The organism is Gemmatimonadota bacterium (assembly GCA_040388535.1).
Taxonomy (GTDB): Bacteria; Gemmatimonadota; Gemmatimonadetes; order Gemmatimonadales; family GWC2-71-9; genus Palsa-1233.
In genome coordinates this window covers 683,993-707,822 of sequence record JAZKBR010000002.1, presented here as the reverse complement: position 1 = coordinate 707,822, position 23,830 = coordinate 683,993, and the positions used below count along the sequence as shown (strand labels likewise).

The window sequence follows — 23,830 nt, the reverse complement described above, 5'->3', positions numbered from 1 at the left end:
TCAACGTATTCCGGACCGGTGCATCTAACCCCGAGAGGTGCACCTCAAGGGCATCGGCCCGCAGGAGGTGCGGCAATCGACATCTCCGCGGACACCGTCCGGATCGCACCGGGCGGCACGGTACTCGACGCCAGCCGACTCCCGCGCGGGGCGTGGGTCTATGATTTCTCGGTCGTACGCGGCGATGGCAGTACGTCGATGGGGAGCCAGGTGCGCGTCGGCATCCGTGACACGACACTTCCCGAGGGTCCGGGCCTCGTCATCCGGCGGTTCTCAGAGACTAGCCGAGGACCAGTTTCGATCGTCTCGTTGCTGCTGGTCGCGGGGATGCGTCCCCTCCGCGAAGCCTATCAAGGGCCCGACGGTGAGGTGAACGCTTCGTGGATCGGCTCGACGACGGCGGGTCAGTTCTCGCCAGATTCCGCGGCATTCTCCGACATGCAGCTGGTCACGCTCTTTGGCTCCGCGACCGGCGGTGCGGCGAACTTCACCACGACGCGGGCGGTACTGAACCCGGGCCGTACCAGTAGCGGCTCTGCGACCGTGACGAGCAAGATGGAGAGCGGCAAGCGCATAATGACACTGAAGTCCGGCGAGCTGGAGTACGTCCTGACCTACCGTGCCGACGGATTGCTGTTCAGCCGGACCACACGGATGTTCGACGGCGGGACCATCACCGAGCAGCTGGTGGGCGGATAGCGCTGATGTCGCGCGCTTCAATCCCGACGTGGCAATCCCTCTGGCAGCGGACGTTGGAGGCTGGATCGCGCTGCGACAGCGCGACTAGCCCCGACGCCACGCCCGTCGGGCGGCTAGGATCGGGACGACCACTACACTCAACCATCCCAGTGCGAGCACCACGACCTCGCCGCGCGCGGGGAGCAATCCTGCGTGCGGGCCTGCCAGGATCATCACGACCCCGAACGCCAGAGCCGCCACCACGATCAAGGTCAGGAGATAAACCAGCAGGGTCCGCAAGGATCGCATTGCCTTCCCCACCAGTTGCAGGGTGTGCCAGATCGCCATTCTCGCAGTAGAATATCCGCGATCACCAACCCGACACCACCGACACTCATCCGGACCACGGCATCCTCCGCGATGCTGCGGCACGCCCGAGGCCATCGCGAATGACCTGGCTCACCTCGTTCCTTGTCGGAGTCCTCACCGCCGTCGTGGCGCTTTTTGTCACCGGGTTCGTCGCCTCCCTCGCGGTCGACTGGTACCGGATCTCCTCGTTTGAGGGGGGCGCGGGCTATTTCGTGGTCTTCCTCGCGCTCGGCGGGATGATCGCAGGCTTCATCGTCGGCATCGTGACGGCGAGGATGGTGGCGGCCGGCGCGCACCCTGGCTTCCTGCGTGCCCAAGGGTTTTCTCTGCTCGTCGTTGGAGTGCTGGCGCTCACCATTGGCGGCGTCGCGCGGCTGCTGGCCGACGTGCCACCCACCATCGACGGTGAAGAGGTGATGCTGGTGGTCGAGGCGCGCTGGCCTGCCGATCAGGGTGAATCGCCCGCCACCGTGCCGGGGCTCGCCTACCTCGAACTCGGCTCCGTCAATTCCTCACACGTGCAGCGACTCTCCAGACGCGGAGCGCTGTGGAAGGAAGATGCCCGTCTCATCGATGGTCGCTGGACCGTGACCGGCGCGATTCCCCTGTTCACGTCACGGGGAACGCCATCGCTCGATATCGCACTGAACGACTCGCTGCGCGCGGGATTCATCCTGCCGTTTACAGGGTCACCCTCGAAGAAGGCGATGGCGTGGTCGGAATGGCTCCCGCGTGAAGGCCGCGGCGGCCCGCCACGCGCGACCGGAGTCAATTACCGGTACCGGGTGCAGAAGATCTCGGAGCCGGTCCGGACGGAGAACTTCGGGCCCTTCGCAGTGAGCGCGATCATCAGCAGCTTCAGCTACGACGCGGCACCGGGCACCACCACCCTCGACGCCGACGCCACCTTCCGGCTCGCCTTTCAGGGCAAGCCGGCCCGCTTCGCGAGCGACTCCGCAGCAAGTGACACGCCGCGAGTCGACATGGTCGCCGCACTCGCCGGGGCACAACCAGCGCTGCTCGCTCTCGTCGCGCCCGAGAGCGCTACGGCGCATTGCAGCATCCTCCTCGGTGGCAGTGATGCCATGCGTGAAGTGCGCATCGGTGAGTGCAGTCAGGGCTTCGTGCCGGAGGAAATCACCAATGACAACGCCCGCTTCCTGACCGCCCGCGCACCGAAGGTGCCGCGCGGTCGCCTCGACCGGCAGACCTGGTCGAGCGCGACCTGGCTGCTCTTCCCGAATGACGTGCTCGATACCCGCAGCATGACGCTGCATCACTTCACGGCCACGACCGACGCCTCGATCATCCCCGCGGTGCCTCCCCTCGGCATCTCGCCCGACGAGCGCAGTTTCGTTCGGTATACCCTCGGCTACACCGGCGGCGAATCGGAGCCCCTGCTCCGGGTCACCGATGTCGTGGCGGATCGCGCCTACCAGGTGCGGGTGGACCCGATCCGGATGCGCTACCCCAACCTCGAATCGCTCGACCCGAACTGGCTGGCGCACCACTTCCGCTGGCAGCGCGGCCACGACGGCGTCGATTCGCTGGTGGCGCGCACCGATTTCGTCCCGATCCCGTACCATGGCGTCGTGACCACCGACACCGCCGGCCTCCACGACTACCGCATCGAGAAGGCCGGACCCGCGGTGAGGCAGGTGCTGGTGGAGTTTCTTGAGAAGTCGTTCAAGGGCGAGCGCCAGCCGGCGGACAGCGGCGCGTACGAATTCCCGATGAAGATCGATGGGCAGACGGTCAACATCGCCAACAGCGGTGACTTCGATTACGTGCTCGTGTCACTCGCGAGGGAGGAGAAGCCCTCCGACCTGGTGCTGCGGATCGCCAAGGCGTTCGACGCCGCGCTCGCTACCGGCCGGTACGACGCCGCGTTCGTTCCGAAGTCCTCCTCACCGTGACGCCGCCGTGGCGAAGTAGGCCATGAGTCCGCCGACAACGACAACTGTGATCAGCAACATCGCCATCCGGCGGCGCATGGCGCGCACCGCCTCCCAGCTCAGCTCGTCGAGATACCAGCCGCCGCTGCTGGCTTGCCGTACCACGGCGCGCTGCTGCAAACGCCGGAAGGCGAAACTCTCCTGATTCACCTGCATCGACGAGAGACTCCGCGCCGTCTCGGCACTCGTGGCCCCGACTTCTCGCAGATGTGCGACCAGCTCCTTCTCTTTGCGGACGATGACGGCTGCGGCAGCGGCGCCCATAGGGTGCTCCTGGGTGCGGGTAGCGAACAAAAGAGGTGCATGTCAGCGCCCTGAGTCAGGGTCGCGGAGAACGGCAGACATTGTTCTGGCACTGCGACGCCCACCAGGGCCCGGGCGTAGACTGCTCTGGAGCCGAGCCTCCGGCGAGGCGGTAACTCACGGCTTGATTTACAACCTGGGCCGCAGGAATGCCATTGAGCGTCGCCGGGGAAAAAACCGACTCCTCGATTGCCCGGATGGAAGGTTGCACAAACGCCGGATCGCTGAAACTGGTGATGAGAATCGAACTGGGCTCAACTCGGCCGTCGCAGCGTACCACGAACAGCATCGCGACCCTTCCGGAAATCATGCGACGCTTCAGCTGTGGTGGGTAGGTCGGTGCGCTGCCACGTAGATACTGCACCGGTGTCACTCCCGGCGGAGGCACTCGTTGCGCGCTGTCGTAGGGAATGAGAGGACAGCCCGGCACACTGTAGTTCAGCAGGCTGTCCGCCTGCGCCAGCGATACCGCCGTGCCATCGCGCGTGTGATACCCGGCAGCCGCAAAGGTGACGCGCTGCAACACGCGCATCGCGACCTTCTTGCCATTGGAAGTTGCCGGGACAAATTCCGTCTTCGCCATCGCAAGCAGCGCTGGTGCGATGAAAGCGCTATCGGACGCGCTGTTCACCACGATCGAGGCCGAGTCAACCCTGCCGTCGCACCCAACCACGAAGCTCAGCTCGACCTTTCCGCCGACAGCCCGGAGCCTGCCATTCTGCGGCATCGCGGGCACTGGTCCCTGCAGGTACGTCGGCGGCTTCGCGCTCGCCGACTCGGTCGTAACGCTGTCGTCCTGATTGATGAGGCGGCACGACGTCGATTGCGCCGCGAGCGGAACCGCCACACCGACGAAGCAGAGTGTCAACCATCCAGGAGCGAACCTCATGGGCGGACGCACCCGCCCGGCGGGCACTGCGGTGTCCACCACGGCAGCGCACGCCCACCCAGCGACCCGATCGCGGTCTTGAAACTGATGCGTTGCTCGATCCGCATCGCGACGCGCTGGCCATCGACCGTCGCCGGAGCAAACCGGGTACCGAGGGTTGACGCGACGGCCGGCGCAGCGAACAGGGAGTCGGTGGCACCAAGCACCACCACCGAGGCCGAATCGACCTGGCCACTGCAATTCACGACGAATTGAAGCAGGGCATATCCCGGGGTGTTCTTGTTGAGCATGCCGGCGGGATACCGGGGCATCGGGCCACGGATATACCGAGGAGCGACAACACTGGAGCCCGACGCCGACGTGTCCGGGGTGAAGCTCCGGCACCCGGAAGCCTGGGCGGCCAACCTTGGAGCCACGATGAGCAGCCCGGCCGTAGCAAGCAGATGGATACGAGTCAGAAAATCACCCCCGGGGGTCAGGGTCCTGAAGTGGCGCAGTATGACGAGTGAGCCGGGAATCTAGCGCGGGCCCATCCCCCCGGCCCCATCCTCTCCCTTCTCGGTACTGGTACAGTTTGGGCAATCGGCCTGTAATGCCGTGGCACGGTGGGGGTTAGGTAATTGCGATGCTCCGAAATGTTATGGCGCAATAAAGCGATTCAACATTGAATCACTTTCCTAGCGGGATTTATTCAATTCTTTGGTTTTCCAATTTCCAGCCGAAAGTTACTATTCGTGACGAATAAACAATTAGTCACGTAACGTCACGTCGGCGTGTGTCACTAGGAACGTTGCCCACTCGTCACCCGTTAGGAGTGACGTGACAAAGAATTGATCAATTTTCTCAGAATTCGGGGAATATTCGCCCAATTCTTGCGAGTCAGTTTTTCAGGATATGGAAAAGTCAAAACTGGTAATTGCCTAAGTCCCTGTAACGCAAGGGTTTAGCTAGTTACGCGTACTGTGCTAGCAGGCCGCTAGCGTGTCGCTAGCACAACACTTTGTGACACAGGTCAACAAAACGACACACGTAGTATTTCGGGGATTATTCGGTTTCCCCGCGCTGGACTTAGAAAGGAGAACGATATGGCAAAGCCACTGACGCCTACCCCAGCGGTTAAGGGGAAGCAGGCCACAAAAATCCAGAATGAACTGCGGCGGGGCACGCCGGACACCGAACAGCGTATTCGGCAGATTGACCGCGCCGACCGTCTTTTCAAGCTGATTAACGACCGCAATTCGTCCAAGCGGGTCTAGTCTGGCGATCGACTTCGATCGGCTGGATATTCAATTATTGCCCTCCGGGTTTGTTGTCCCGGAGGGCTTTGCTTGTGAAAAAGCCGATATGAACGAATATCTCGCCGAAGATGCTGAGCGGGATATGAGGGCCAATGTGACCCAGACCTACCTGGTCTGGTACGAGGGCCGCCTCGTTGGGTACTTCTCCCTGCTGGCCGACTCGATCAGACTCCAATTCAAGGAACGACCCAAAGACGTTCACTACCCCTCCGCGCCTGCCCTGAAACTGGCTCGGTTGGCCGTCTGCGCATCCCAGGTTCGGCAGGGTATCGGGGAGGCGCTTCTCGACTACGTCGTGGGGATCGGGCGAAATATCGCGGGCAGTGTGGGGTGTCGGTACATCACCCTAGACTCGCACGTTGATAAGGTTCAGTGGTATATGAAATACAAGTTTGTCGCGAACAAAGGGGAGCGGCAGGCGCAAAAAGTCATTCGGAAATACGTCCAGAACCAGGAAGAACCACCCGAAAACCTCAGTATGCGATACGACATATTCAAGCAAACCGAAATTGGGGTGGCCGAAGAGTTCGACGAAGCCCTGCCGCTGGGACCGATCCTAAAAGAGAAGGGGAAGAAACGGTCCAAGAAAGACTAGGCGGTTACCCCAGCAAACCCACCACCTCTTCCAGCTTCCATACGTGATCTGCAACGCCAGCCGCCATCGCTGGCGTTGTGTGTATCCCGCCCTTGGCCTTGGTCAGTGTCTCATGCTTCCGGCAGAAGTTGTAGTACATGTAGTGTAGGGCGATAGCGTGGCCGTGGTTCTCGATCTTCTTGCTATGGCCGTTGGTGAGGCGCGTCAGCCGACGCACGTTCATCCGCATGGTCAGATTCTGGCGCTCAACATGGCTAGTGCTGACGAGTTCCGCGTCGGGGTTTCCCATGATGCGCTCCGCACGGGCGCCGACAACCGCCGCCGGTGAGTAGCGGTGAGTGCCGGTGATAGCGGGGCCGTAGATCTTTTGGAGCATCGCGTAGTCGATCTGGCCCCAACCGAACGCGCCTTCGACAGCCCGGAGATACTTCCGGAAACCATCGGTCGTCAGCTGAACCCGATGCGACAAGCGCGACGCAAGGTCCTCCATGAAATAGGCGGCCGCCGCCGCATCCCGCGCTCCGATGTGCCAGCACGGCACCAGCTTCGACTCGGAGTCCAACGCCACCCAGATCCACGCATCGCCACGGCCACGACCCTTCTCGTCATCTGGCACGTTCGCCTGCTTGCAGTGAACGAACGACCAGATCTCGTCACACTGAATCACCTTGCAATTCAGGTTGACGAACGTTGCCCGCTGGTACTCCAGGCACGCCTCTCCGATCTCGGCCAAGAGCTTCAAAATCGTGACCTTGCTCGCGCCGGTCTGACGGGCAGTCGCATTGACTGACGCCCCTTCGCAGAGGGCGGCAAGGATCTGGGTTCGGCGGGCAGTGGACAGGCGGTTCATGGTCTCGCTCAGTTATTGTAACTGAACTAATATGCTTGATGGTTTACCCAAAGTCAATGGACCACTTGGGGGCGGTTTGGGGGCGGTCGAAGACGGGGGACTTGCGGCGATGGGGGCGCTTCGCTTGATTGGTACTCAAGGGTACAACGCACGAAGGCTCCGGGGCGTCTTTTCGAGGGAAGCCCAGAGCCTTCGTGAAATCAGAGAGGAGGGTACTGATATGAAACCGTAGGCGGCGCTGGTTTGCCGCTCTCCTCGTCGCTGCCATCTCTGGCAACGGCAGTAAGCTAACCACGTTTGGCCCGAGGGAGTAGATCACCATGAACCACGATGATCTGGCCGAGAATCTGGCGCAGTGGCGCGACCAGTACGCCAAGATCGGGAAACTGATCGCTGCCGCCGAGGCCATCCTTGGCGAAGGCGATGGGTTTGAGGACGACGACGAGTTCGGGGAGCCTGCCGGACCCGTAAAGCGGTCCTCCTCCGGAGGCGGGAGCAAGAAGATCGCCCCAGATGAGTTCGTCGGCATGAGTGCAACCGACGCGGTCCGGGCCTACCTCGACAAGATGGGCAAGGGCAACCCGCAGGGGCCTCAGGACATGGCCCGCGCCTTTGTTGAAGGTGGCCGTGAACATGACGCGGCCAAGGCTTACAACAACGTGCGCGAGGCCCTGAAGCGCCTCAGCAAGAATCGGCAGATCAAGCAGGTGCGGCGGGGGATGTGGGGTCTGATGTCCTGGTATCCCAATTCCGGATCGGCGGCGGCGCCCAAGAAGGCCCCGGCCCCGTCGAAGCCGGTCACCGGGAAGAAGGCCACCGTACCACTTCCCGGCAAGCCGAAGAAGGCGAAGCCAACCTTGAGCGAGGTGCTGGGCGACGACGAATAGACGAACGGCCAGAGGGAGACCCGTGGAAAGGTCCTCTGGCCGTTCGGGAACCCCAACAGAGCGGGAAGCCCCGTGGGAGGTGGTACATGCAAAAAGTAGTTAGCTAGCGCCCTTAGCGCCTCGGGCGCCTCCTCGCGGGGGCGCCCTTGGTGTTTCTAGCCTTTATCGTGCCATCGGGCGTCAGCGGCCTTCTTGGCGATGGCTTTCCGCTCCTCCGGCGTCAGCTTGGCCGACCGCGCCTCCCCCCGCTTGACGGCCTTCTGGTCCACCGTTGGCGACTCGTCCGACTCCTCGCCGGTCGAGATCGCTACGATGCGACGGGCTAGCTCATTTACGTCGGTCGGGCGGGCTGGCGTTGTACGACGTTTGGGCATGACAGAACATAGCACCACGCGAATCGTCAGCAACGGCGCCATTTCGTCAAACTGTACCAGTACCCCCTTCTCCCTTCTCCCTTCCCCCTTCCCGCTTCCCCCTTCTCGCTTCTCGCTTCTCGTCCGCCGCTTATCTTCCCCATCTATACGACTCTGACTGACTTTTCTCGCTTCAAGGATCCTTCCCTGCCGTTCTCGAACCTCAAGCTCAACCCGTCCCTCCTCAAGGGGCTGAAAGAGCTCGGATTTACTCGCCCCACGCCGATCCAGGCCGAAGCCATCCCGCAAGCGATGGCCGGCCGTGACGTCCTCGCCTGTGCCATGACCGGCTCCGGCAAGACCGCTGCCTTCCTGCTCCCGATCCTGCACCAGCTCATCGACAAGCCCCGGCGCACCACCCGGGCCCTGGTCCTGACGCCCACGCGTGAGCTCGCTGCCCAGATCCTTGAGGATCTCAACTCGTTCGCGGTCCACACCCCCATCACTGCCGCCGCCGTCTACGGTGGTGTCGGCATGGGTCCGCAGGAACATGCGTTTCGTGCCGGAGTCGACGTCATCATTGCCACACCGGGACGCCTCCTCGACCACTTCCGCGCCTCCTACGCCAAGCTTCCGGGGATTGAATATCTGGTCCTCGACGAAGCCGACCGGATGCTCGACATGGGCTTCCTGCCCGATATCCGGCGCGTGCTGAAGCACATCCCGGCCAAGCGGCAGACCCTCTTCTTCTCCGCCACGATGCCGCCGCCGATCGCGCAACTGACGCGCGAGATGCTGATCAACCCGGCGACCATCAACCTGCAGCGCGTGTCGACGCCAGCCGTCGGCATCACCCAGGCGCTCTACCCGGTGCCGCAGGACCTCAAGTCACTGCTCTTCCTCGAGCTGCTCAAGCGCGGCGAGATGGACGAGGCGCTGGTCTTCACGCGCACCAAGCATCGTGCCGACCGGCTCTCCAAGTTCCTTGTCAAGAACGGGATCGAGGCCGACCGCATTCACGGCAATCGTTCGCAGGCGCAGCGCACTGCCGCGCTTGCGGCCTTCAAGAACGGCAAGACGCGTGTCCTCGTCGCCACCGATATCGTCGCGCGCGGCATCGACATCTCCGAGCTCGGCCACGTCGTGAACTTCGATGTCCCCGTGGCGCCGGAGGATTACATCCATCGCGTCGGCCGCACCGCGCGAGCCGAGGCCACTGGTGATGCCTTCACCTTCGTCGCACCGGAGGAGGAGGAGGATCTGCGGCGGATCGAGAAGGCCGTCGGCAAGCGGCTGCCGCGCGTGACGCTTCCCGATTTCGATTACAAGGCGAAGGTGGAAGGGAAGCTCGAGGTGCCGTTGGCCGAACGGATCGCCAAGATCCGCGCCGAAAAGGCCGAGGCGCGTGCGCGCACCAAGGCCAAGGAAGCGCGGCGGCAGCAGGCCGGGCAGCCGTCGGCGCCTCGGCCCAACACGCCCCGGCCAAGTGGCGGCGGCGCGTCGAGCGGTGGTACCAGCAGCGGTGGCTCGTCTCGTGGCGGGACCGGTGGCAGCTCACGTGGTGGTGGTGGTCGCGGCCGCGGGCGCGGACCGGCGCGACCAGGCTGAATCGCACACGAAAAGACCCCGGCCACGCGTGAGCCGGGGTCTTTCGCTGATTCTATCGTGCAATGGCGTCCCCCGGTTCGGGTGGCGCCATTTTGGCGTATTACAACGTGAAGTTGAGTCCTGCTGCGAGCGCTGCGGTGGAACCGTCACCGACGGTGAAGCGCATCTCGCCGAACGGATGCACCTTCCCCTTCAGCGATTCGGCGCCGAGGAAGAGGTTCAAGCCGGCATCACTGTGCGAACTGCCGTTGAAGCTGCGCCGGGCGATGTTGAGTCCGGTGCCGATGTAGAGCCACGAGATGTCGGCCTTGCCGATGCGGTACTTGAGGTCGGCGTTGATGCCGAGCAGCGAGCCGGCATCCACGAAGAAGACATCGACCGATGGATAGAACTCGAGGTGGTGCGCGACCGGCAGGCTGAGCTGCGCCCCGAGCCCGGCCGCTTTGGCGTCGAAGTTGTATGAGAGTCGGGGACCGAAATGGCTGCTGTGCGTCTGCGCCTGCGCAGTGGCGGTACTGCCCACGACCAGTATGGCAGCAACGAGCGCGGCACGAATGCGTTTGGTCATCTGTCTGTCCCTCCGATGTGCGGCCAGGCGGAAGCGCCGGACCGTTCGAGCGGGGGGACGACACGGACCGGATGGCTCACACACCGGAGTGAAACGTCGCCTGCAGGCACTCCACCCTTGGGACCAGGGATACCTTTTCCGTTTCCCGCAGCCGGACCGACTTCATGACGCTCGACCAGTTTACCGTGCAGTCCGCCGATGGCACGGCCGTGCCGCTCGACCACTATCGTGGTCAGGTGGTACTCGTGGTGAACGTGGCATCTGCGTGCGGCTTTACCCCGCAGTACGCCGGCCTCGAACAGTTGCAACGCAAGTATCAGGAGCGTGGCTTCTCGGTGCTCGCGTTTCCCTGCAATCAATTTGGCGAGCAGGAACCCGGCAGCGCCGAGGAGATCGCCCGGTTCTGCGAAACCAACTATCAGGTCTCGTTTCCGATCTTCGACAAGGTCGACGTCAACGGGCCCGATGCTTCGCCCCTCTGGACCTGGCTCAAGGAGGAACGCCCCGGCATTCTCGGCACGACCGCCATCAAGTGGAATTTCACCAAGTTCCTGGTGTCGCGACGCGGGGTGGTCTGCAAGCGCTTTGGCTCGCAAACCACCCCGGAAGAGATCGAACCCGAAATCGTCGCGCGACTTACGGACGATTCTTGAACGTGTCGTAGAGCTGGGTGTGCTTGGTCTCGAGGGGCACCGGCCGCCCGTCGATGAAGAGATACTTGGTATCGCTCCGGGCCTCGAGCATGTCGCCGTTGAGCACGACGAGGTTGGCGATCTTGCCCACCTCAATAGTGCCCAGCTTGTCGCCGAGTCCGGTGATCTGCGCCGGCCAGAGCGTCACGGCCTTGAGCGCATCCGCCTTCGACAGCCCGAATGATGCCGCCATCCCCGCCACGTACGGCAGGTTCCGGATGTCGGGATTCGGCTCACCCGAAATGATCGCGAAGCGCACGCCCGCGGCCGCGAGCTTCGCCGGCGCCGAGTAGTTCGCGTCGTAGGGATCGTCCTCGCGACTCGGCAGGTCCATCGTCGCACTGAAGAGCACCGGCACATCGTGCTGCTTCAGGAAGTCGGTGATCTTCGGTGCATCCCGCCCACCGATGATGATCGGCTTGATCTTCATCTCCTCCGCAAACGCGACCGCTTCCTTGATCTCGGCCGACGTGGCCGCATTGAAGAGCGCCGGCATTTCACCGCGCACCACCGGGAGCAGTGACGCCAGCACCAAGTCACTCTTCGGCCGCGGAAGCGTCTTGTCCTTGGCGTAGGCGTCGAGAGTCTTGCCGTAGACCTCGGCATCACGCAACAGCTGCTTGATCGAATCGGTTGGCGTCATCCGGCCCGGTGTGGCAGCTGCAGTGGCGGCCGGGGCACCGAAGCCGCCACCCTGCCCCCGTCCACCGCCGCGTGCGCTCGGCAGGTTGAACACCATGCCGGCCCGCGGCACCAGCGCCATCTCCGGCACCGTATAGCCCGCCATGTTGATGATGGCGGCCTGACCGGAGATCAGCCCACCGCTCGGCCGCGACATCACGTGAGTGATGCCGACCACGCGCGACACACCGATGTGGGCGCTGTGCGGATCGATCCCGAAGAAGGCCTGCACATTCGGATTGAAGCGACCAACCTCGGCATCATCGACCGTGGCATTGGCGCCTTCGGTGATTTCGGCGAGTCCGATCGCGGTGCCGGCCTCCATCATCCCCGGGAAGACCGAGAGGCCGGTGCCATCGATGATTTTCGCGTCGGCGGGCACGGCCACATTCGCTCCGACCGCCGCGATCTTGCCATCGACTCCGATCACGATCGTGCCATTGGCGATTTCGGGACCGGCCACCGGGACAATGTGCGCATTACGAATCACGTAGACGCCACGCGCGCCAGGTGCCGGATTGTAGCTGCCCAGCTGCGCCGAGAGCGGCGGGACTGCCGCGGTGGCGAACAGGGCAGCGAGACAGAACGTGCGGTTCATCACCGGTCCTCCTGAGGCGGGGTAGTGGCGGGCGGGCCAGTGCGTCCGGGACCACCACCACGCGCGGGCAGCTGGTTCGGTTCGGCCTTCTCGAGTTCGGCGCGTTCGAGCGCCAGCGCCTCGCGCATCGCCTTGTCCTTCGCCTTGTCGAAGAAGATCTCGCCATCGATGAAGGTCGTCTCGACCGAGGAGTACACCGACAGCGGATGACCATTCCAGATCACCACATCGGCGTCCTTGCCGACTTCGATCGACCCCACTTTATCCTGGATGCCGAGCTGCACAGCCCCGTTGTAGGTGATGGTCTTGAGTGCCTCGTCATCGGTGAGGCCGCCATACCGGATCAGCTTGGCGGCGTCGATGTTGAGGCGACGCGCCCGGCCATCGTCGTCCGAATTGATCGTGGTCACGACGCCGTGCCGCATGGCGATCGCGACGTTGTATGGGATCGCGTCGTATGCCTCGATCTTGTAGCCCCACATGTCGGCGAAGGTCGAGAGCCCGGTGCCGTGCTTCGCGATTTCCGAGGCGATCTTGTAGCCCTCGAGGCCGTGCTGCAGCGTCTGGACGTGGAACTTGAATTCGTCGGAGAGCTCGAGCAGCATCAGCATTTCATCGGCACGATAGGAATGCGCGTGCACCAGCCGCTTCCCTTCGAGCACTTCCACCAGCGGCTCGAGTTCGAGATCGCGGCGCGGTGCCACGAGATTCGGCTCCTTCTTCGCCACCCGGGCGCGGTACTCGTCCCAGTCGGCCTTGTAGTCACGAGCGCGCGTGAAGGCATCACGGAGCACTTCCTCCTGCCCCATGCGCGTGGTCGGATACCGGCGTGCAGCCTGCGGCTGCCCCACCACCACGACGTTCGCGCTGTTCTTGCGCGTGACGTTTTCGCCAAGGGCGAACTTGATCCCCGGCAAGGCTCCCGGGAAGACCATCTCTTCGCCTGTGCGGCCCCACTTGAGCTTCACGACGGTGTTCTGGCCGCCAATGGTATTGGCCGAGCCATGGAGGAGGTTGAGCGTCGTCGTGCCGCCGGCCAGCGCGCGATAGATGTTCGGTGCCGTGGGATTGAGGACATCACGGATCCGGACCATCGAAGTGACCGAAAGGGTCCCTTCGTTCAAGGCATCGATCATCATGTGCGAGTGCGGATCAATGATGCCGGGCATCACGAACTTGCCGGTAGCGTCGATGATCGTGGCGTTCGCCGGGGCCGTGAGGTTCTTGCCGATCTGCGCGATCTTGCCGTTGACCAGCAGCACGTCGGTGTTCGGCAGCGTCCCCTTCGTGACCGTGAGGACGGTGGCATTCCGGATCAGCACCGGACCCGGCGCGGCGGCAGGTAGGCGCCGCGCTTGCGCGGCGCGGTTCTCGCCGACGCGGAGAATCGGCGTCGCGCTCGACGCGACGCCAGCGGTCGCGAGGGCGAGTACCGCGAAAAGAGCGGAGTTCATGGCGTCCTCGAATTCGGCGTGCCGGTGGTCGGCGCCGGAATGGTGATCTGCTTGCCATCAACGAAGAGTTGCGTCACGCGCGCACTCTTGTCGAGCAGGTCGCCGCGGGTGATGGTGAGATTCGCGATCTTCCCCGCTTCGATGGTGCCGATGCGATCGCTCACACCGAACAGCTCGGCCGGGCCCAGCGTCATCGCCCGGAGCGCCTGATCGGCCGGCAACCCGGCGTCGACCGCGCGACGGACATTCGCGAGATATTCGGTGAAATTGGCCGACGACTGGAACGCGAAACGCACCCCGGCCGTGGCGAGACGCCCTGGCGACTTGGGCGCTTCCACGCGCTCCCGCAGCGTGCGCATCAGCTCCGGCTCGTCATCGGCCGGGGCACCACCGCGCCCGCCTCCGAATCCGCCGCCCGCGGCACCACCGCCTGCAGCGGTGCGTCTCGGAAAGTTCACCGAGAGCAGCACCGGCACGTTCTCCGCCTTGAGCCGATCGGTGACTTTGTACGCCTCGCTGCCGCCCGCGATCAGGACGCGGAGGTTGAACTCCTTGGCGAGGTCGAGGGCGCGGATGATTTCCCGTTCCGTGTTGGCGAACATCACCACCTGCTGCTGCCGCGCGAGCACGGGCTGCAGGGCTTCCAGCGACGGATCCCACGCTGGGCGCTGCAGCCCTCGCGGATTCCTGTCGTAGGCTGCCTTGAGGTCGTGATAGCGCTGGGCATCGAGCAGTTCCTGGCGCAGCGCCGCGAAGACAGCGAAGAGCGAGCCGGGAAAACCGCCGCCGCCACCGCCGCCCCCGAAGCCGCCGCCACCACGCGAAAAGCCGATGGACTGCGCCACGCTCGGCTTGAGGATCATCGCCGAGACGTCGGTGCCGTCGAGGTTGATGATCGCCGCCGTGCCCCGGAAGACACCGGTCGCGGTTGCCGTGAACGCAGCCGTGATTCCTGCGGCGTGCGCGGCAGTGAACGAGGACTCATCGGGGTCGAGCGCCTCGACCACCGTGACCTCGGGTTGCAGCCCGACCGCGTTGGTGGAATTGGGAGCCCCGGCCGGGCGGGCTGCAGTCGTCGCCGCAGCGGCACGGCCCGCAGCCCCGCCACCAGCGGCATTGCCCGCCGTCGCCGTGGGCAGGCCGAGAGAGCCGTAGGCATCGATGAAGCCGGGATAGACCGTGAGGCCATTGCCGTCGATGATCCGGGCATCGGCCGGAACGACGACGGTGGCGCCGACAGCGGCAATCAGTCCGTCGCGAATCACCACGGTCCCCGACGCGATGGTCGGGGCACCCACCGGGACGATCCGGGCATTGGTGATGGCGTAGGTCGCCGGGACATTGCGTTGCGCGGCCATGGGCACGGCAAAGAGGACGCCGACCACGACCGCCCACGCGGGGCGGAGCGAAAGTGCCATGAGAGATCTCCTGAGGGGTCGGACACGGTGGAAGCAGCGCGTCCGGTACGGATACGATAACCTCCCGCGATTCGTTGGGCGGGGCGTCCTCCTGCCGCTACAATTATCGGCATCCTTCCCACCCCGCCCCGGGGCGCAAATCGATGAGCCTGATCTTCCCGTTCAACCCCGACATTCATCGGGCCGCCACCATCCCGGCGCGGCTCTATGTCGATCCGGTGTACCTCGCCCTCGAGGAGGAGAAGATCTTCGGCCGCACCTGGCAGCTGGTCGGCCGCACCGCCCAGGTGACGGAGAGTGGCCAGTTCGCGACGGCGTCGATCGCCCAGGAGGCGATCGTGATCCTGCGCGACAAGGCGGCGCTGCGGGGATTTCACAATATCTGCCTGCACCGCGCCGGTCCGGTGGCGCAGGGATGCGGCACCCGCCAGACCCTCCAGTGCAAGTACCACGGCTGGACCTATCGTCTCAACGGCGAGCTGCTCCGCGCCCCCGAGATGGAATCCGCCGAGGGATTCCGGCCGGAGGAGATGCGACTGATGCCGGTGCAGGTCGCCAGCTGGGGCCCGCTCGTCTTCGCCAATCTCGACCTCAAGGCGCCACCACTCGAGCACTTCCTGGAAGACATCCCGGCCCGCACCGAACGCTTCCACCCCGACGCGATGCAGTTCGTGATGCGCAAGACCTGGACGATTGCGTGTAACTGGAAGGTGTACGTCGACAATTATCTCGAGGGATACCACCTGCCGATGGTACACCCGGGGCTCCACAAGGAACTCGACTACGACCAGTATCGCGTGGAGCCGCATCGCTACTGGTCACTCCAGCACGCGCCGCTGCGCCCCGTCACCAGCGCCGATCGTCGCTATCTCCCGAGCGAGGGCGACAGCGACGCGCAGTACTACTGGCTCTTCCCGAACGTGATGCTCAACGTCTACCAAGGGCAGATGCAGACCAACGTGGTCATTCCGCGTGGCACCGACCACTGCGAAGTGGTGTTCGAGTGGTATTCCACGCAGCCACCAGACGATGCGACGAACGATGCCAATTGGACCAGACTGGTCGCCTTCAGCGACGAGATCCAGGCCGAAGACATCGAGATCTGCGAGCAGGTGCAGCAGAATCTCCGGTCGCGTTCCTATGACCGCGGACGCTACGCCCCGACTCGCGAGAACGGCGTGCACCATTTCCATTCGCTGCTGCACGAGTTCCTGACCTGAGGACCTGGCAATGAGCTTCGATGTCGCGGCGCTGCAGCAACGCCTCGTGGCCGCCTATGCCGGCGAACTCGAGATCATCGAGTTGCTCGGCGTCGGCGGCTTCGCGGCCGTCTTCCGGGCCCATGACCCGGTGCTGCAGCGCGATGTCGCCATCAAGGTGATCGATGCTTCCTCGGCGCCGCACGCCGACAAGCAGGAGGAATTTCTCCGGGAAGCGCGGGTGGTTGCCACCGTGGAGGATCCGCACATCGTCCCGCTCTATGCGGCCGAGGTGCGACACGGACTGCTCTGTCTCACAATGCGGCTCGTCCCCGGCCAGTCGCTGGCCGAGCGGATCACGCGCGACGGCCCGCTCCCGGCAGCGGACGCAGCGCAGATCGCGCGCGAGGTGGCACAGGCATTGGCGAGCGCCCATGCGCACGGCGTGGTGCACCGCGACATCAAGCCCGAAAACATTCTACTCGATGGCCAGGGACACGCGATCGTAACCGATTTCGGAATCTCGCTCGTCACGGGACGAGCGAGTGAGCGTACCACGGGAATGGTGATCGGGACGCCGCAGTATCTCTCGCCCGAGCAGGCCCTCGGCGAGGAGGTCGATGGCCGTGCCGACATCTACTCACTGGGCGTCGTGCTCTACGAGATGCTGGTCGGTCGCCTGCCGTTCGAATCACCGACCACGGCCGGGATGCTGGCGAAGCAGATCCTGGAAACTCCGCCGCCGTTGCATCGGCTGCGTGCGGATATCCCCGATCCCCTTGTTGCGTTAACGACTCGTGCGCTCAGCAAGGCGCGCAACGAGCGGCCCGACGCCGAGACATTGGTCCGCGAACTCACGGCGGCCAGCACGCCGGAGGCGCTGCTCTCACCAGCGCTGGTCCGCCGACGCAAGCGCTGGCGTCGCGCCCGACGCATCGCACTTGCCGTGGTGGTCCTGGTTGCCGCGCTGGGCCTGGCGGTGTGGGCGGGCTACTGGGGCGCGATGACCTTCACCGGTGGGCGGCTGCCCGCCCTCAGCGCCACCCGCGACAATGTCCCTCCGGCACTGATCGCCGAGGCCCAGGCCGACGGCACGCTGCTCCCGGGAGAGGTGGTCGAGTACGCCTTCATCCCGGGGAATCTGAGCTGGAAGGAAGCGATGCTCGTGACCAATCGCGGCATCATCCGACGGACACCGACCGGGGCGCGCCGCTTCGATATCTGGCTTCACGAGGGCAATTCACTGACCTCGTTCCGCCGGGGCAGTGCCCGCGGATTCATCGTCATCGATCATCCCGGTGCCGTGCCCGATACTATTTACAGTGCCCTGTCGGGCGGAGAGCTGGGTGCGCTCTCCTCCGCGATTGGCGTAATCGCCGACGCACACCGCACCACTCCAGCCACTGCACCGGCACCTGCCGCACCCGCTCCGAGGACGCCATGATCCGATCCGCCCCACTCGTGCTCCTGCTCGCCGCCACGCTCGCCGTGACCGGTGCAGCACAGACCAATCCCAACCCGGTGCCGAAGGATCCGAGTGAATGGAAGCAGCACTCGCTCACGCGCCCGAAGCCGCCAGTCATCACACCGGGCGCGATGGGTTCGACCGGAGCTCCCTCGGACGCGATCGTCCTCTTCGACGGAACATCCCTCGATGCGTGGCGCGTCGCCGATACCGCGCTCAAGCCGGCACGGTGGACCATTGTCGATGGCGCGATGGAGGTCGCCCCCGGCACGGGCTCGATTCAAACGCGCCGTTCGTTCGGCGACGTCCAGCTGCACATCGAATGGATGACTCCCACGCCGCCGAAGGGCGAAAGCCAGGAGCGCGGCAACAGCGGTGTCTTCCTGATGAATCGCTACGAAGTCCAGGTGCTCGACTCCTACAACAACCCCACCTACGCCGATGGCCAGGCCGGTTCGATCTACGGGCAGTTTCCGCCCAAGGTCAATGCCACGCGCCCGCCGGGTGAGTGGCAGTCGTATGACATCGTCTTCCATCGCCCGCACTTCGACACCGACGGGCGACTCACCGTGCCAGCACGCCTTACCGTATTTCACAACGGCGTGCTCGTGCAGGAAGACCAGATGCTCCTCGGGCCGACATCGAACTCGGTTCGCTCTGCCTATCTCGCACATCCCGACGCCTTGCCGTTGCAGTTGCAGGATCACGGCGTGAAGGTGCGCTTCCGCAACATCTGGATCCGCGAGCTCGGCGATGGCTAAGATGGGAGTCGTCGTCATCGTGACCACCATCACCGGCGGCATCGGCTGGTATCTCGGCTCCCTCGTGGGCTTCATGACAGCGTGGATGCTGAGCTGCGTCGGGACGGCGATCGGGATCTACTACGCACGCAAGTGGGTGGCCGAATACCTCCCCTGAATCCCGTCCTCACCGAGGTCACCACTGGCGCCACCGGAGCTCTGCTCGGCGCGGTGGTGATCGCGGGAGTCCGTTCGTTGCGCCGCGCTGTGCCCCCCTCCCCTCGACTCGCCGTCTGGACCGCCGCCTTCTCCGCCTTCGCGGCGGCGGCCTTTCTTGGCACCATCGTCCACGCCCTCGACCTCGATCCGGCCCTGACCGACCTCCTCTGGCAGCCCCTCTATCTGCTGCTGGGTGTGGCGCTCGCGCTCTTTACTGTGGGGGCCCAGGCCGATTGGCGGGGGTGGCCGAGCGCCCGGCGCTGGCTCCCCTGGGCACTCCTGGCGGCCCTCGGCTTCTACCTGATGACCCGGCTGCAGCACGGGAATTACCTGGTATTTGTGCTGTTCGAGGGGGTCGCCCTCCTCTGGGCACTGGGGGTCTATGCCGCCCTGGCCAGGCGCCGTTGGCCCGGTGCGACAATGGTGGCACTAGGCTTGCTACTCAGTATTGTTGCGGGCGGGCTACAGGCGACGACTCTCGGATTCATCCTCGTCTGGCCGTTCGATCACAACAGCCTCTATCACCTCGGCCAGGTGGTCGGCGTTCTGGCCCTCATTCGCGGGCTGAAGCGGCTGTTGCGCACGTCACCCTGAGCTGGAGCTACCGACGCGATGCCCTGGTACCAGACCGCTGAACGGGCACCGACCTCGTGGCTGGTCATCAAGACCGTCGTCCACCTCACCGTGGTCTGGACCATCGGCCTCTACCTGCTGCCGCACCTGATCATCTCGTGGCAAAGCGCGATGGAACTTCACGAACTCTTCTTCGAACCGGAGCAGAGCCTCGCCGTGGCCGTGATGGTGCTCGCGAGCGTTGTCTCGCTCTGGAGTGCACTGCTGCTGGCGGTGAAAGGGCGCGGGACGCCGGCACGCGTGGATGCACCGCGACACCTCGTCATCGATGGCCCCTACGCCTGGGTCCGCAATCCGATGGTGGTGGCCGGGTTGGCGCAGGGTATTGCGGTGTCACTCTACACGGGCTCCGCCCTCATCCTCATCGTGCTCGGAGCGGCCGCCCTCTTCTGGCACCTGGTACGCCGCCGCGACGAGGAGCACGACCTGCAGCGTGTCTTCGGGCGCAGCTATGAGTTGTATCGTCGGAGTGTGCGATGCTGGATGCCGCGCCGTCGGCGCTGGGCACCAGCAGAACCCGAGGCCTCGATCGCGGCCCAGACGCTGCGCGTCGCGTCATCGGGCCGCCGGCGCAGTCGCTCGCGCTAGCGTCCTAGCGAGACTTCAGGATAGAGGGTTCGCACCACGTCGTAGCCCTGGTGCGATGACGCGAAGGCATCCCGGAAGAATTGCGACGTCAGGTCAATAGCGAGGGCCAGTCCGCGTGCGCCATCGATGCTGCCGAAGCGCGGGCGCCGGCGATCCGGCGACATGGCCGTGCGCGGAACCAGGGCCGCATCAAGAAAATTCCACTGGTGCATCCCGGGAAGGCGAACGCGCTCCGGGCGCCGCGAACCGCCCGACAGTTCGTCCCACTGTTCCCCACGCCGCCGCTCGCTCCGATCCTCACTCCAGCGATCCACCGGCACCCGCGCCATGGCGAGTGGTTCCGTCGTCGCGAAGAGGATGGGCTGCCCGATCACCGTCTTCTCGAAGCCGAGCAGCAGGTCACCATCGAGATTCGCAACCGCGGTAAGCGTGGTGTCGCGCGCTGCCGCGCGGACGGCCGCGGCGCCACCGACTCCGTGCCCGAAGACACCCACCGAGCCGAGCGCGAGCCGTTGATGGAATCGCGAGTCGCGGTCGTTGTTGAGCACTGCCACCTGCTGATGCAGGAAGGCCAGATCCGTCGACAGCCGTGACACGGTGCCATCGTCAGGAATGCGCGGCCGCACGATCTCGCCGTTGGGCAGGCGCAGTGTGCCTGACTCGCCTGGCGCTGCGACCGCGATGACGACGAAGCCGTGGCTCGCAATCCCTTCGAGGAGGCTCGAATAGTCTCCTGGAAGCCAGCCCGCCGCGGGCGCGAAGAGCAGCACCGGAAAACGTTCATCCCACGGCGCGACCGGGGCATCGGCGCCGGCGCGCGTGTGCAGCGCGACCAGCCCGCTCGCGGCCGCGGGTCCAAGCTTGCGACCCAGTTCGTCGCGATGCAGGATCGCGTCAATCGAATCGCCCGCCACGACCTCACGGCGCGTGGTATCGAGCATGAGTGCCGGGTAGTACGTGGTGACCAGCAGCGTCCGGCCCCGGCTCGAATCCGTCCACGCCGCGCGCTCGCGACCGACATCGAATCCGCCGCGCCACGCGGGGAGCGTGAGTGCAGGGACCACGAACGGTGGCGAGGAGTCAACCTCGGGCGTGTCGCATCCGGTGGTGACACACAACAGGGACAGCAACAACGACCAGCGCACCGCCACGCGGAGAGGCTCCATTCATCTGTGGATCCTCTCCGGGGGCAACATCCGGACCAGCGACGCGAAGCCGCGCCAGATCAGGAGTCCTGATATCGGTGGCCTCGCCGGCGTGTTGCGACGAGGCCACACGATGGCGGCTCAGCGCCCTACTTTCGCGCCTCGAGTGTTTCACCGATGCGCGCGATGGCATCTGCCAGGTGGCGCCGGGTCGCCTCATCGCCACCACGCGCAAGTCGGGCCTGGATCGCGGTGCGCAGCGCCGCGAGCTCGCCACGCGCGAGCGGGCGCGCATCGGAGGTCTTCGGATCCGGGCCTCGGGTAGCGGGGGCACCGTCAGCGATCGCGAGGGTCCGCAACCGCTCCAGGTGAACCCGCTGCAGCTGCCGGCGCCACGGGTCGATCGATCCGCTGCCACCGAGTTCCTTCCAGATCGCGCTCCGGACATCGGCGAGCATCGCGATCGGCGTGTAGACACCTGCCCCGCCGAAGACGCTGTTCTCGTTCATCCGGCCGAGGCGCGAGGCATCGAGCAACTGGTTCACCACGAAGCTCTGCTGTGTGCGCACGCGCTCCATCGCACCGCCACCTTCGATCCGCGAGAGAATCGCCGGGTCGACCAGCCAGATCGGCGTGGTGAACACCATCTGGTCGAAGAACCGGATGGCGTCGCGCTGCTTTGCGGCCGGCACCGGTTCGAACACCGGACCGGCCTGGTCCGTCATCTTGGTGGTGCGGTAGACACCGCCGACCAGGGTGACCACGTGCCCGAGGTAGCGCGTGTAGCTCTGCACCAGTTCGCCGTAGAGTTCGCTGAGGTCGCTGTAGTCCTCTCCCGCCGTCGCTGTCCAGGTCGGCAGCATCGGCAGCACCCGCTTGAGGTTCGCGATTCCGAACGTCGAAGCGCGCACCGGATCGTCGCCGATGTCTTCCGTCTGCGCTCGCGGATCGATCCCGTCACCGCCGGCAAAGCGATACATCGGGTCACCGGCCTTCTCGCGAATCCAGCGGTCGAGGGTCGGCTTCTCTGCCTCGGAGGTCGGCGCGTTCGGCAGGACGCGGTAGCCCCAGTTGATGGCGTAGAAATCGTAGGGCCCCATCATCCGCACAAAGCGCGTCACCCCGTCGCCTGGCTGGGCGACGTAGTTCTGGCGCGCATAGTCCATGATCGACGGGCTCACACCGTGAGCCGATGTGAAGCTCGGACTGCGCAACGAGTCCACGGGAAACGACGACGAGCCGATCATGTTGTGCGGCAGGCCGAGCGCGTGGCCGATCTCGTGCGCGATCACCTCTCGCACCGTCTCACCGATCAGGGTGGCACCGGTGTGCAGCGAGCGTGCGTCCGCATTGGCCGCACCGGTTTCGACCATCAACCGGTTGCGGTACGACCGCAGATGGTTGTGATACCAGATGATGTCGCTCTCGATGATCTCTCCCGTGCGCGGATCGGCCACGCTCGGTCCCATCGCATTGCGGGTCATGTTGGCGACATAGCGAATTGACGAGTAGCGGACATCGTCCGGATCGAAATCGGGATCCTCCGCCTTGCTCGGTGGATCTCTGGCGATGATCGCATTCTTGAAGCCGGCGACCTCGAACGCCTTCTGCCAGTCCTGCACGCCCTGCTTGATGAAGGGGCGCCACTCGGTCGGCGTTCCCGGATCAAGGTAGAACACAATCGGCTTGACCGGTTCCACCAGTTCCCCGCGGGCATACGCCGCCGGATCCTTCGGCTCGAGCCGCCAGCGGTTGATCAGCGAGCGCGAGGCGGCCTTCAGTTCTTTCGAACCGAAATCGATCTGGTCGGTGGTGAACCAGCCCACCCGATCATCGGCCGCGCGCGGCCGCATCGGCTCCTTCGGCAGCAGCACCAGCGATTGCGCCACCTGGATCGACACCGTCGCGGAGGCACCCTGTGATGGCGGCTCCGCGGCATCGAAGGTCTGGACCTGGCGGACTTCGATGTTCAGTGGGAAGGACTTCACCGACTCCACGAACGAGCGGGCCGGATCCATGCGCCGCACCTTGAACTGCGTGCGCATGCCCGGGCCCATGCCGCTGATCGCGGCCACATCGTCGTCGAAGAACGACGTGACATCGATAACCACGGCGTGCGAATCCTTGGCGAAGGCCTCGATCTTGAAGCTCCGCAGGATCGGCGCAAAGGTGTTGGCCGCGACCGACTTCGCGATCGGCAGGCTGCTGTCGGCGACATAGCGGAAGGAGTAGCTGCGCAGCAGGATCCGGTCGCCTTCGCGCGACCAGCGCACCAGCTGCTCGTTGACGTTGGACCCGGCGTTCATGAACGGCGAGAGGTCCTCCGCAGCGGCGGCCAGCCGCGTGAGCCAGAGCATGTCGCGATCGAGCAGCGAATCGGGAAGCTCGAACAGCGTCTTCGCCTCCACCTTGTGCACCAGGAAGAGCCCCGGATCGCTCTTCGCTCCCTTCACCACCACCTTCTCGTAGGGCTGCGGCCCCGTCGGTGGGCGCGGTGGAGTGATCGCTGCGCCGGGCGCAGGCGTGGTTCCGGCCGGAGCGGCGGCAGGGAGTTGTGCCGGGGCCGGGGCAGCGACCGGCTTCGCCTTGGCACAACTGGCGAGCAGCAGCCCGGGAACGAGGACGTACGCGAGAAGGCGCATGGG

At 64.8% G+C, this 23,830-nt stretch carries 25 protein-coding genes; 13 read left to right on the top strand and 12 right to left on the bottom strand.

Annotated elements, in window-relative coordinates; genetic code table 11:
• Positions 1-18: 18 nt before the first annotated feature.
• Positions 19-699, top strand: a complete 681-nt coding sequence (locus tag V4558_06710) for a hypothetical protein (GenBank protein ID MES2305178.1) — start codon at positions 19-21, stop codon at positions 697-699.
• A gap of 84 nt (positions 700-783) precedes the next feature.
• Here V4558_06710 and V4558_06705 read toward each other — a convergent pair whose 3' ends face one another.
• A complete protein-coding gene (locus V4558_06705; GenBank protein MES2305177.1) occupies positions 784-1,026 on the bottom strand; it encodes a hypothetical protein in 243 nt (80 codons plus the stop codon).
• A 101-nt stretch (positions 1,027-1,127) separates the two neighbouring features.
• Between V4558_06705 and V4558_06700 the strand changes: the two genes are divergently transcribed.
• Complete coding sequence (locus V4558_06700; protein MES2305176.1) at positions 1,128-2,963, top strand: hypothetical protein; 1,836 nt, start codon at positions 1,128-1,130, stop codon at positions 2,961-2,963.
• On the opposite strand, the gene V4558_06695 is transcribed toward V4558_06700, so the two are convergent.
• From V4558_06695 to V4558_06685, 3 genes are read right to left on the bottom strand one after another with little or no spacing between them, the layout of a single operon-like run.
• Complete coding sequence (locus V4558_06695; GenBank protein MES2305175.1) at positions 2,955-3,266, bottom strand: hypothetical protein; 312 nt, start codon at positions 3,264-3,266, stop codon at positions 2,955-2,957. The genes V4558_06700 and V4558_06695 overlap by 9 nt on opposite strands.
• Before the next feature lie 55 nt (positions 3,267-3,321).
• A complete protein-coding gene (locus tag V4558_06690) occupies positions 3,322-4,194 on the bottom strand; it encodes a TonB family protein (GenBank protein ID MES2305174.1) in 873 nt (290 codons plus the stop codon).
• Positions 4,191-4,505, bottom strand: a complete 315-nt coding sequence (locus V4558_06685) for an energy transducer TonB (protein ID MES2305173.1) — start codon at positions 4,503-4,505, stop codon at positions 4,191-4,193. The genes V4558_06690 and V4558_06685 overlap by 4 nt, the downstream gene beginning before the upstream one ends.
• Before the next feature lie 774 nt (positions 4,506-5,279).
• Here V4558_06685 and V4558_06680 point away from each other — a divergent pair.
• Together V4558_06680 and V4558_06675 are read left to right on the top strand one after the other, a co-directional pair.
• Positions 5,280-5,450: a hypothetical protein gene (locus V4558_06680; protein ID MES2305172.1), complete on the top strand. Its 171-nt coding sequence runs from the start codon at positions 5,280-5,282 to the stop codon at positions 5,448-5,450.
• 88 nt (positions 5,451-5,538) lie between these two features.
• Complete coding sequence (locus V4558_06675; protein ID MES2305171.1) at positions 5,539-6,087, top strand: GNAT family N-acetyltransferase; 549 nt, start codon at positions 5,539-5,541, stop codon at positions 6,085-6,087.
• A gap of 4 nt (positions 6,088-6,091) precedes the next feature.
• Here V4558_06675 and V4558_06670 read toward each other — a convergent pair whose 3' ends face one another.
• On the bottom strand, positions 6,092-6,937 hold the full coding sequence (locus V4558_06670; protein MES2305170.1) for an IS1 family transposase: 846 nt from the start codon (positions 6,935-6,937) through the stop codon (positions 6,092-6,094).
• 320 nt (positions 6,938-7,257) lie between these two features.
• Between V4558_06670 and V4558_06665 the strand changes: the two genes are divergently transcribed.
• Positions 7,258-7,824, top strand: a complete 567-nt coding sequence (locus V4558_06665) for a hypothetical protein (protein ID MES2305169.1) — start codon at positions 7,258-7,260, stop codon at positions 7,822-7,824.
• Between the two features lie 155 nt (positions 7,825-7,979).
• On the opposite strand, the gene V4558_06660 is transcribed toward V4558_06665, so the two are convergent.
• Positions 7,980-8,198: a histone H1 gene (locus tag V4558_06660; protein ID MES2305168.1), complete on the bottom strand. Its 219-nt coding sequence runs from the start codon at positions 8,196-8,198 to the stop codon at positions 7,980-7,982.
• A 132-nt stretch (positions 8,199-8,330) separates the two neighbouring features.
• Here V4558_06660 and V4558_06655 point away from each other — a divergent pair, with 132 nt between their 5' ends.
• Positions 8,331-9,785, top strand: a complete 1,455-nt coding sequence (locus V4558_06655) for a DEAD/DEAH box helicase (protein ID MES2305167.1) — start codon at positions 8,331-8,333, stop codon at positions 9,783-9,785.
• Positions 9,786-9,885: 100 nt separating this feature from the next.
• Here the strand turns inward: V4558_06655 and V4558_06650 are convergent, their stop codons facing one another.
• On the bottom strand, positions 9,886-10,353 hold the full coding sequence (locus tag V4558_06650; protein MES2305166.1) for a hypothetical protein: 468 nt from the start codon (positions 10,351-10,353) through the stop codon (positions 9,886-9,888).
• A 164-nt stretch (positions 10,354-10,517) separates the two neighbouring features.
• Here V4558_06650 and V4558_06645 point away from each other — a divergent pair, with 164 nt between their 5' ends.
• Entirely contained in the window at positions 10,518-11,006 is a 489-nt protein-coding gene (locus tag V4558_06645) for a glutathione peroxidase (GenBank protein MES2305165.1), read from the top strand.
• On the opposite strand, the gene V4558_06640 is transcribed toward V4558_06645, so the two are convergent.
• From V4558_06640 to V4558_06630, 3 genes are read right to left on the bottom strand one after another with little or no spacing between them, the layout of a single operon-like run.
• Positions 10,990-12,324: an amidohydrolase family protein gene (locus V4558_06640; GenBank protein MES2305164.1), complete on the bottom strand. Its 1,335-nt coding sequence runs from the start codon at positions 12,322-12,324 to the stop codon at positions 10,990-10,992. The two genes, V4558_06645 and V4558_06640, sit on opposite strands and share 17 nt — an antisense overlap.
• Positions 12,324-13,778, bottom strand: coding sequence for an amidohydrolase family protein (locus V4558_06635; GenBank protein MES2305163.1), 1,455 nt, complete (start codon positions 13,776-13,778; stop codon positions 12,324-12,326). Before V4558_06635 ends, V4558_06640 begins: the two co-directional genes overlap by 1 nt.
• On the bottom strand, positions 13,775-15,196 hold the full coding sequence (locus V4558_06630; protein MES2305162.1) for an amidohydrolase family protein: 1,422 nt from the start codon (positions 15,194-15,196) through the stop codon (positions 13,775-13,777). Before V4558_06630 ends, V4558_06635 begins: the two co-directional genes overlap by 4 nt.
• A gap of 143 nt (positions 15,197-15,339) precedes the next feature.
• Here V4558_06630 and V4558_06625 point away from each other — a divergent pair, with 143 nt between their 5' ends.
• The 6 genes from V4558_06625 (at position 15,340) to V4558_06600 (ending at position 20,040) form a co-directional block, all read left to right on the top strand.
• Complete coding sequence (locus V4558_06625) at positions 15,340-16,416, top strand: SRPBCC family protein (protein ID MES2305161.1); 1,077 nt, start codon at positions 15,340-15,342, stop codon at positions 16,414-16,416.
• A 10-nt stretch (positions 16,417-16,426) separates the two neighbouring features.
• Positions 16,427-17,839: a serine/threonine-protein kinase gene (locus V4558_06620; protein ID MES2305160.1), complete on the top strand. Its 1,413-nt coding sequence runs from the start codon at positions 16,427-16,429 to the stop codon at positions 17,837-17,839.
• Positions 17,836-18,621: a DUF1080 domain-containing protein gene (locus tag V4558_06615; protein ID MES2305159.1), complete on the top strand. Its 786-nt coding sequence runs from the start codon at positions 17,836-17,838 to the stop codon at positions 18,619-18,621. Before V4558_06620 ends, V4558_06615 begins: the two co-directional genes overlap by 4 nt.
• Positions 18,614-18,778 (top strand): hypothetical protein, encoded by a 165-nt coding sequence (locus V4558_06610; GenBank protein ID MES2305158.1) that lies wholly within the window; start codon positions 18,614-18,616, stop codon positions 18,776-18,778. Before V4558_06615 ends, V4558_06610 begins: the two co-directional genes overlap by 8 nt.
• Before the next feature lie 77 nt (positions 18,779-18,855).
• Positions 18,856-19,413, top strand: a complete 558-nt coding sequence (locus V4558_06605) for a hypothetical protein (protein ID MES2305157.1) — start codon at positions 18,856-18,858, stop codon at positions 19,411-19,413.
• 18 nt (positions 19,414-19,431) lie between these two features.
• Entirely contained in the window at positions 19,432-20,040 is a 609-nt protein-coding gene (locus tag V4558_06600; protein ID MES2305156.1) for an isoprenylcysteine carboxylmethyltransferase family protein, read from the top strand.
• On the opposite strand, the gene V4558_06595 is transcribed toward V4558_06600, so the two are convergent.
• Positions 20,037-21,206: a hypothetical protein gene (locus V4558_06595; GenBank protein MES2305155.1), complete on the bottom strand. Its 1,170-nt coding sequence runs from the start codon at positions 21,204-21,206 to the stop codon at positions 20,037-20,039. The genes V4558_06600 and V4558_06595 overlap by 4 nt on opposite strands.
• A gap of 128 nt (positions 21,207-21,334) precedes the next feature.
• Positions 21,335-23,827: a zinc-dependent metalloprotease gene (locus V4558_06590; protein ID MES2305154.1), complete on the bottom strand. Its 2,493-nt coding sequence runs from the start codon at positions 23,825-23,827 to the stop codon at positions 21,335-21,337.
• Positions 23,828-23,830 lie beyond the last annotated feature (3 nt).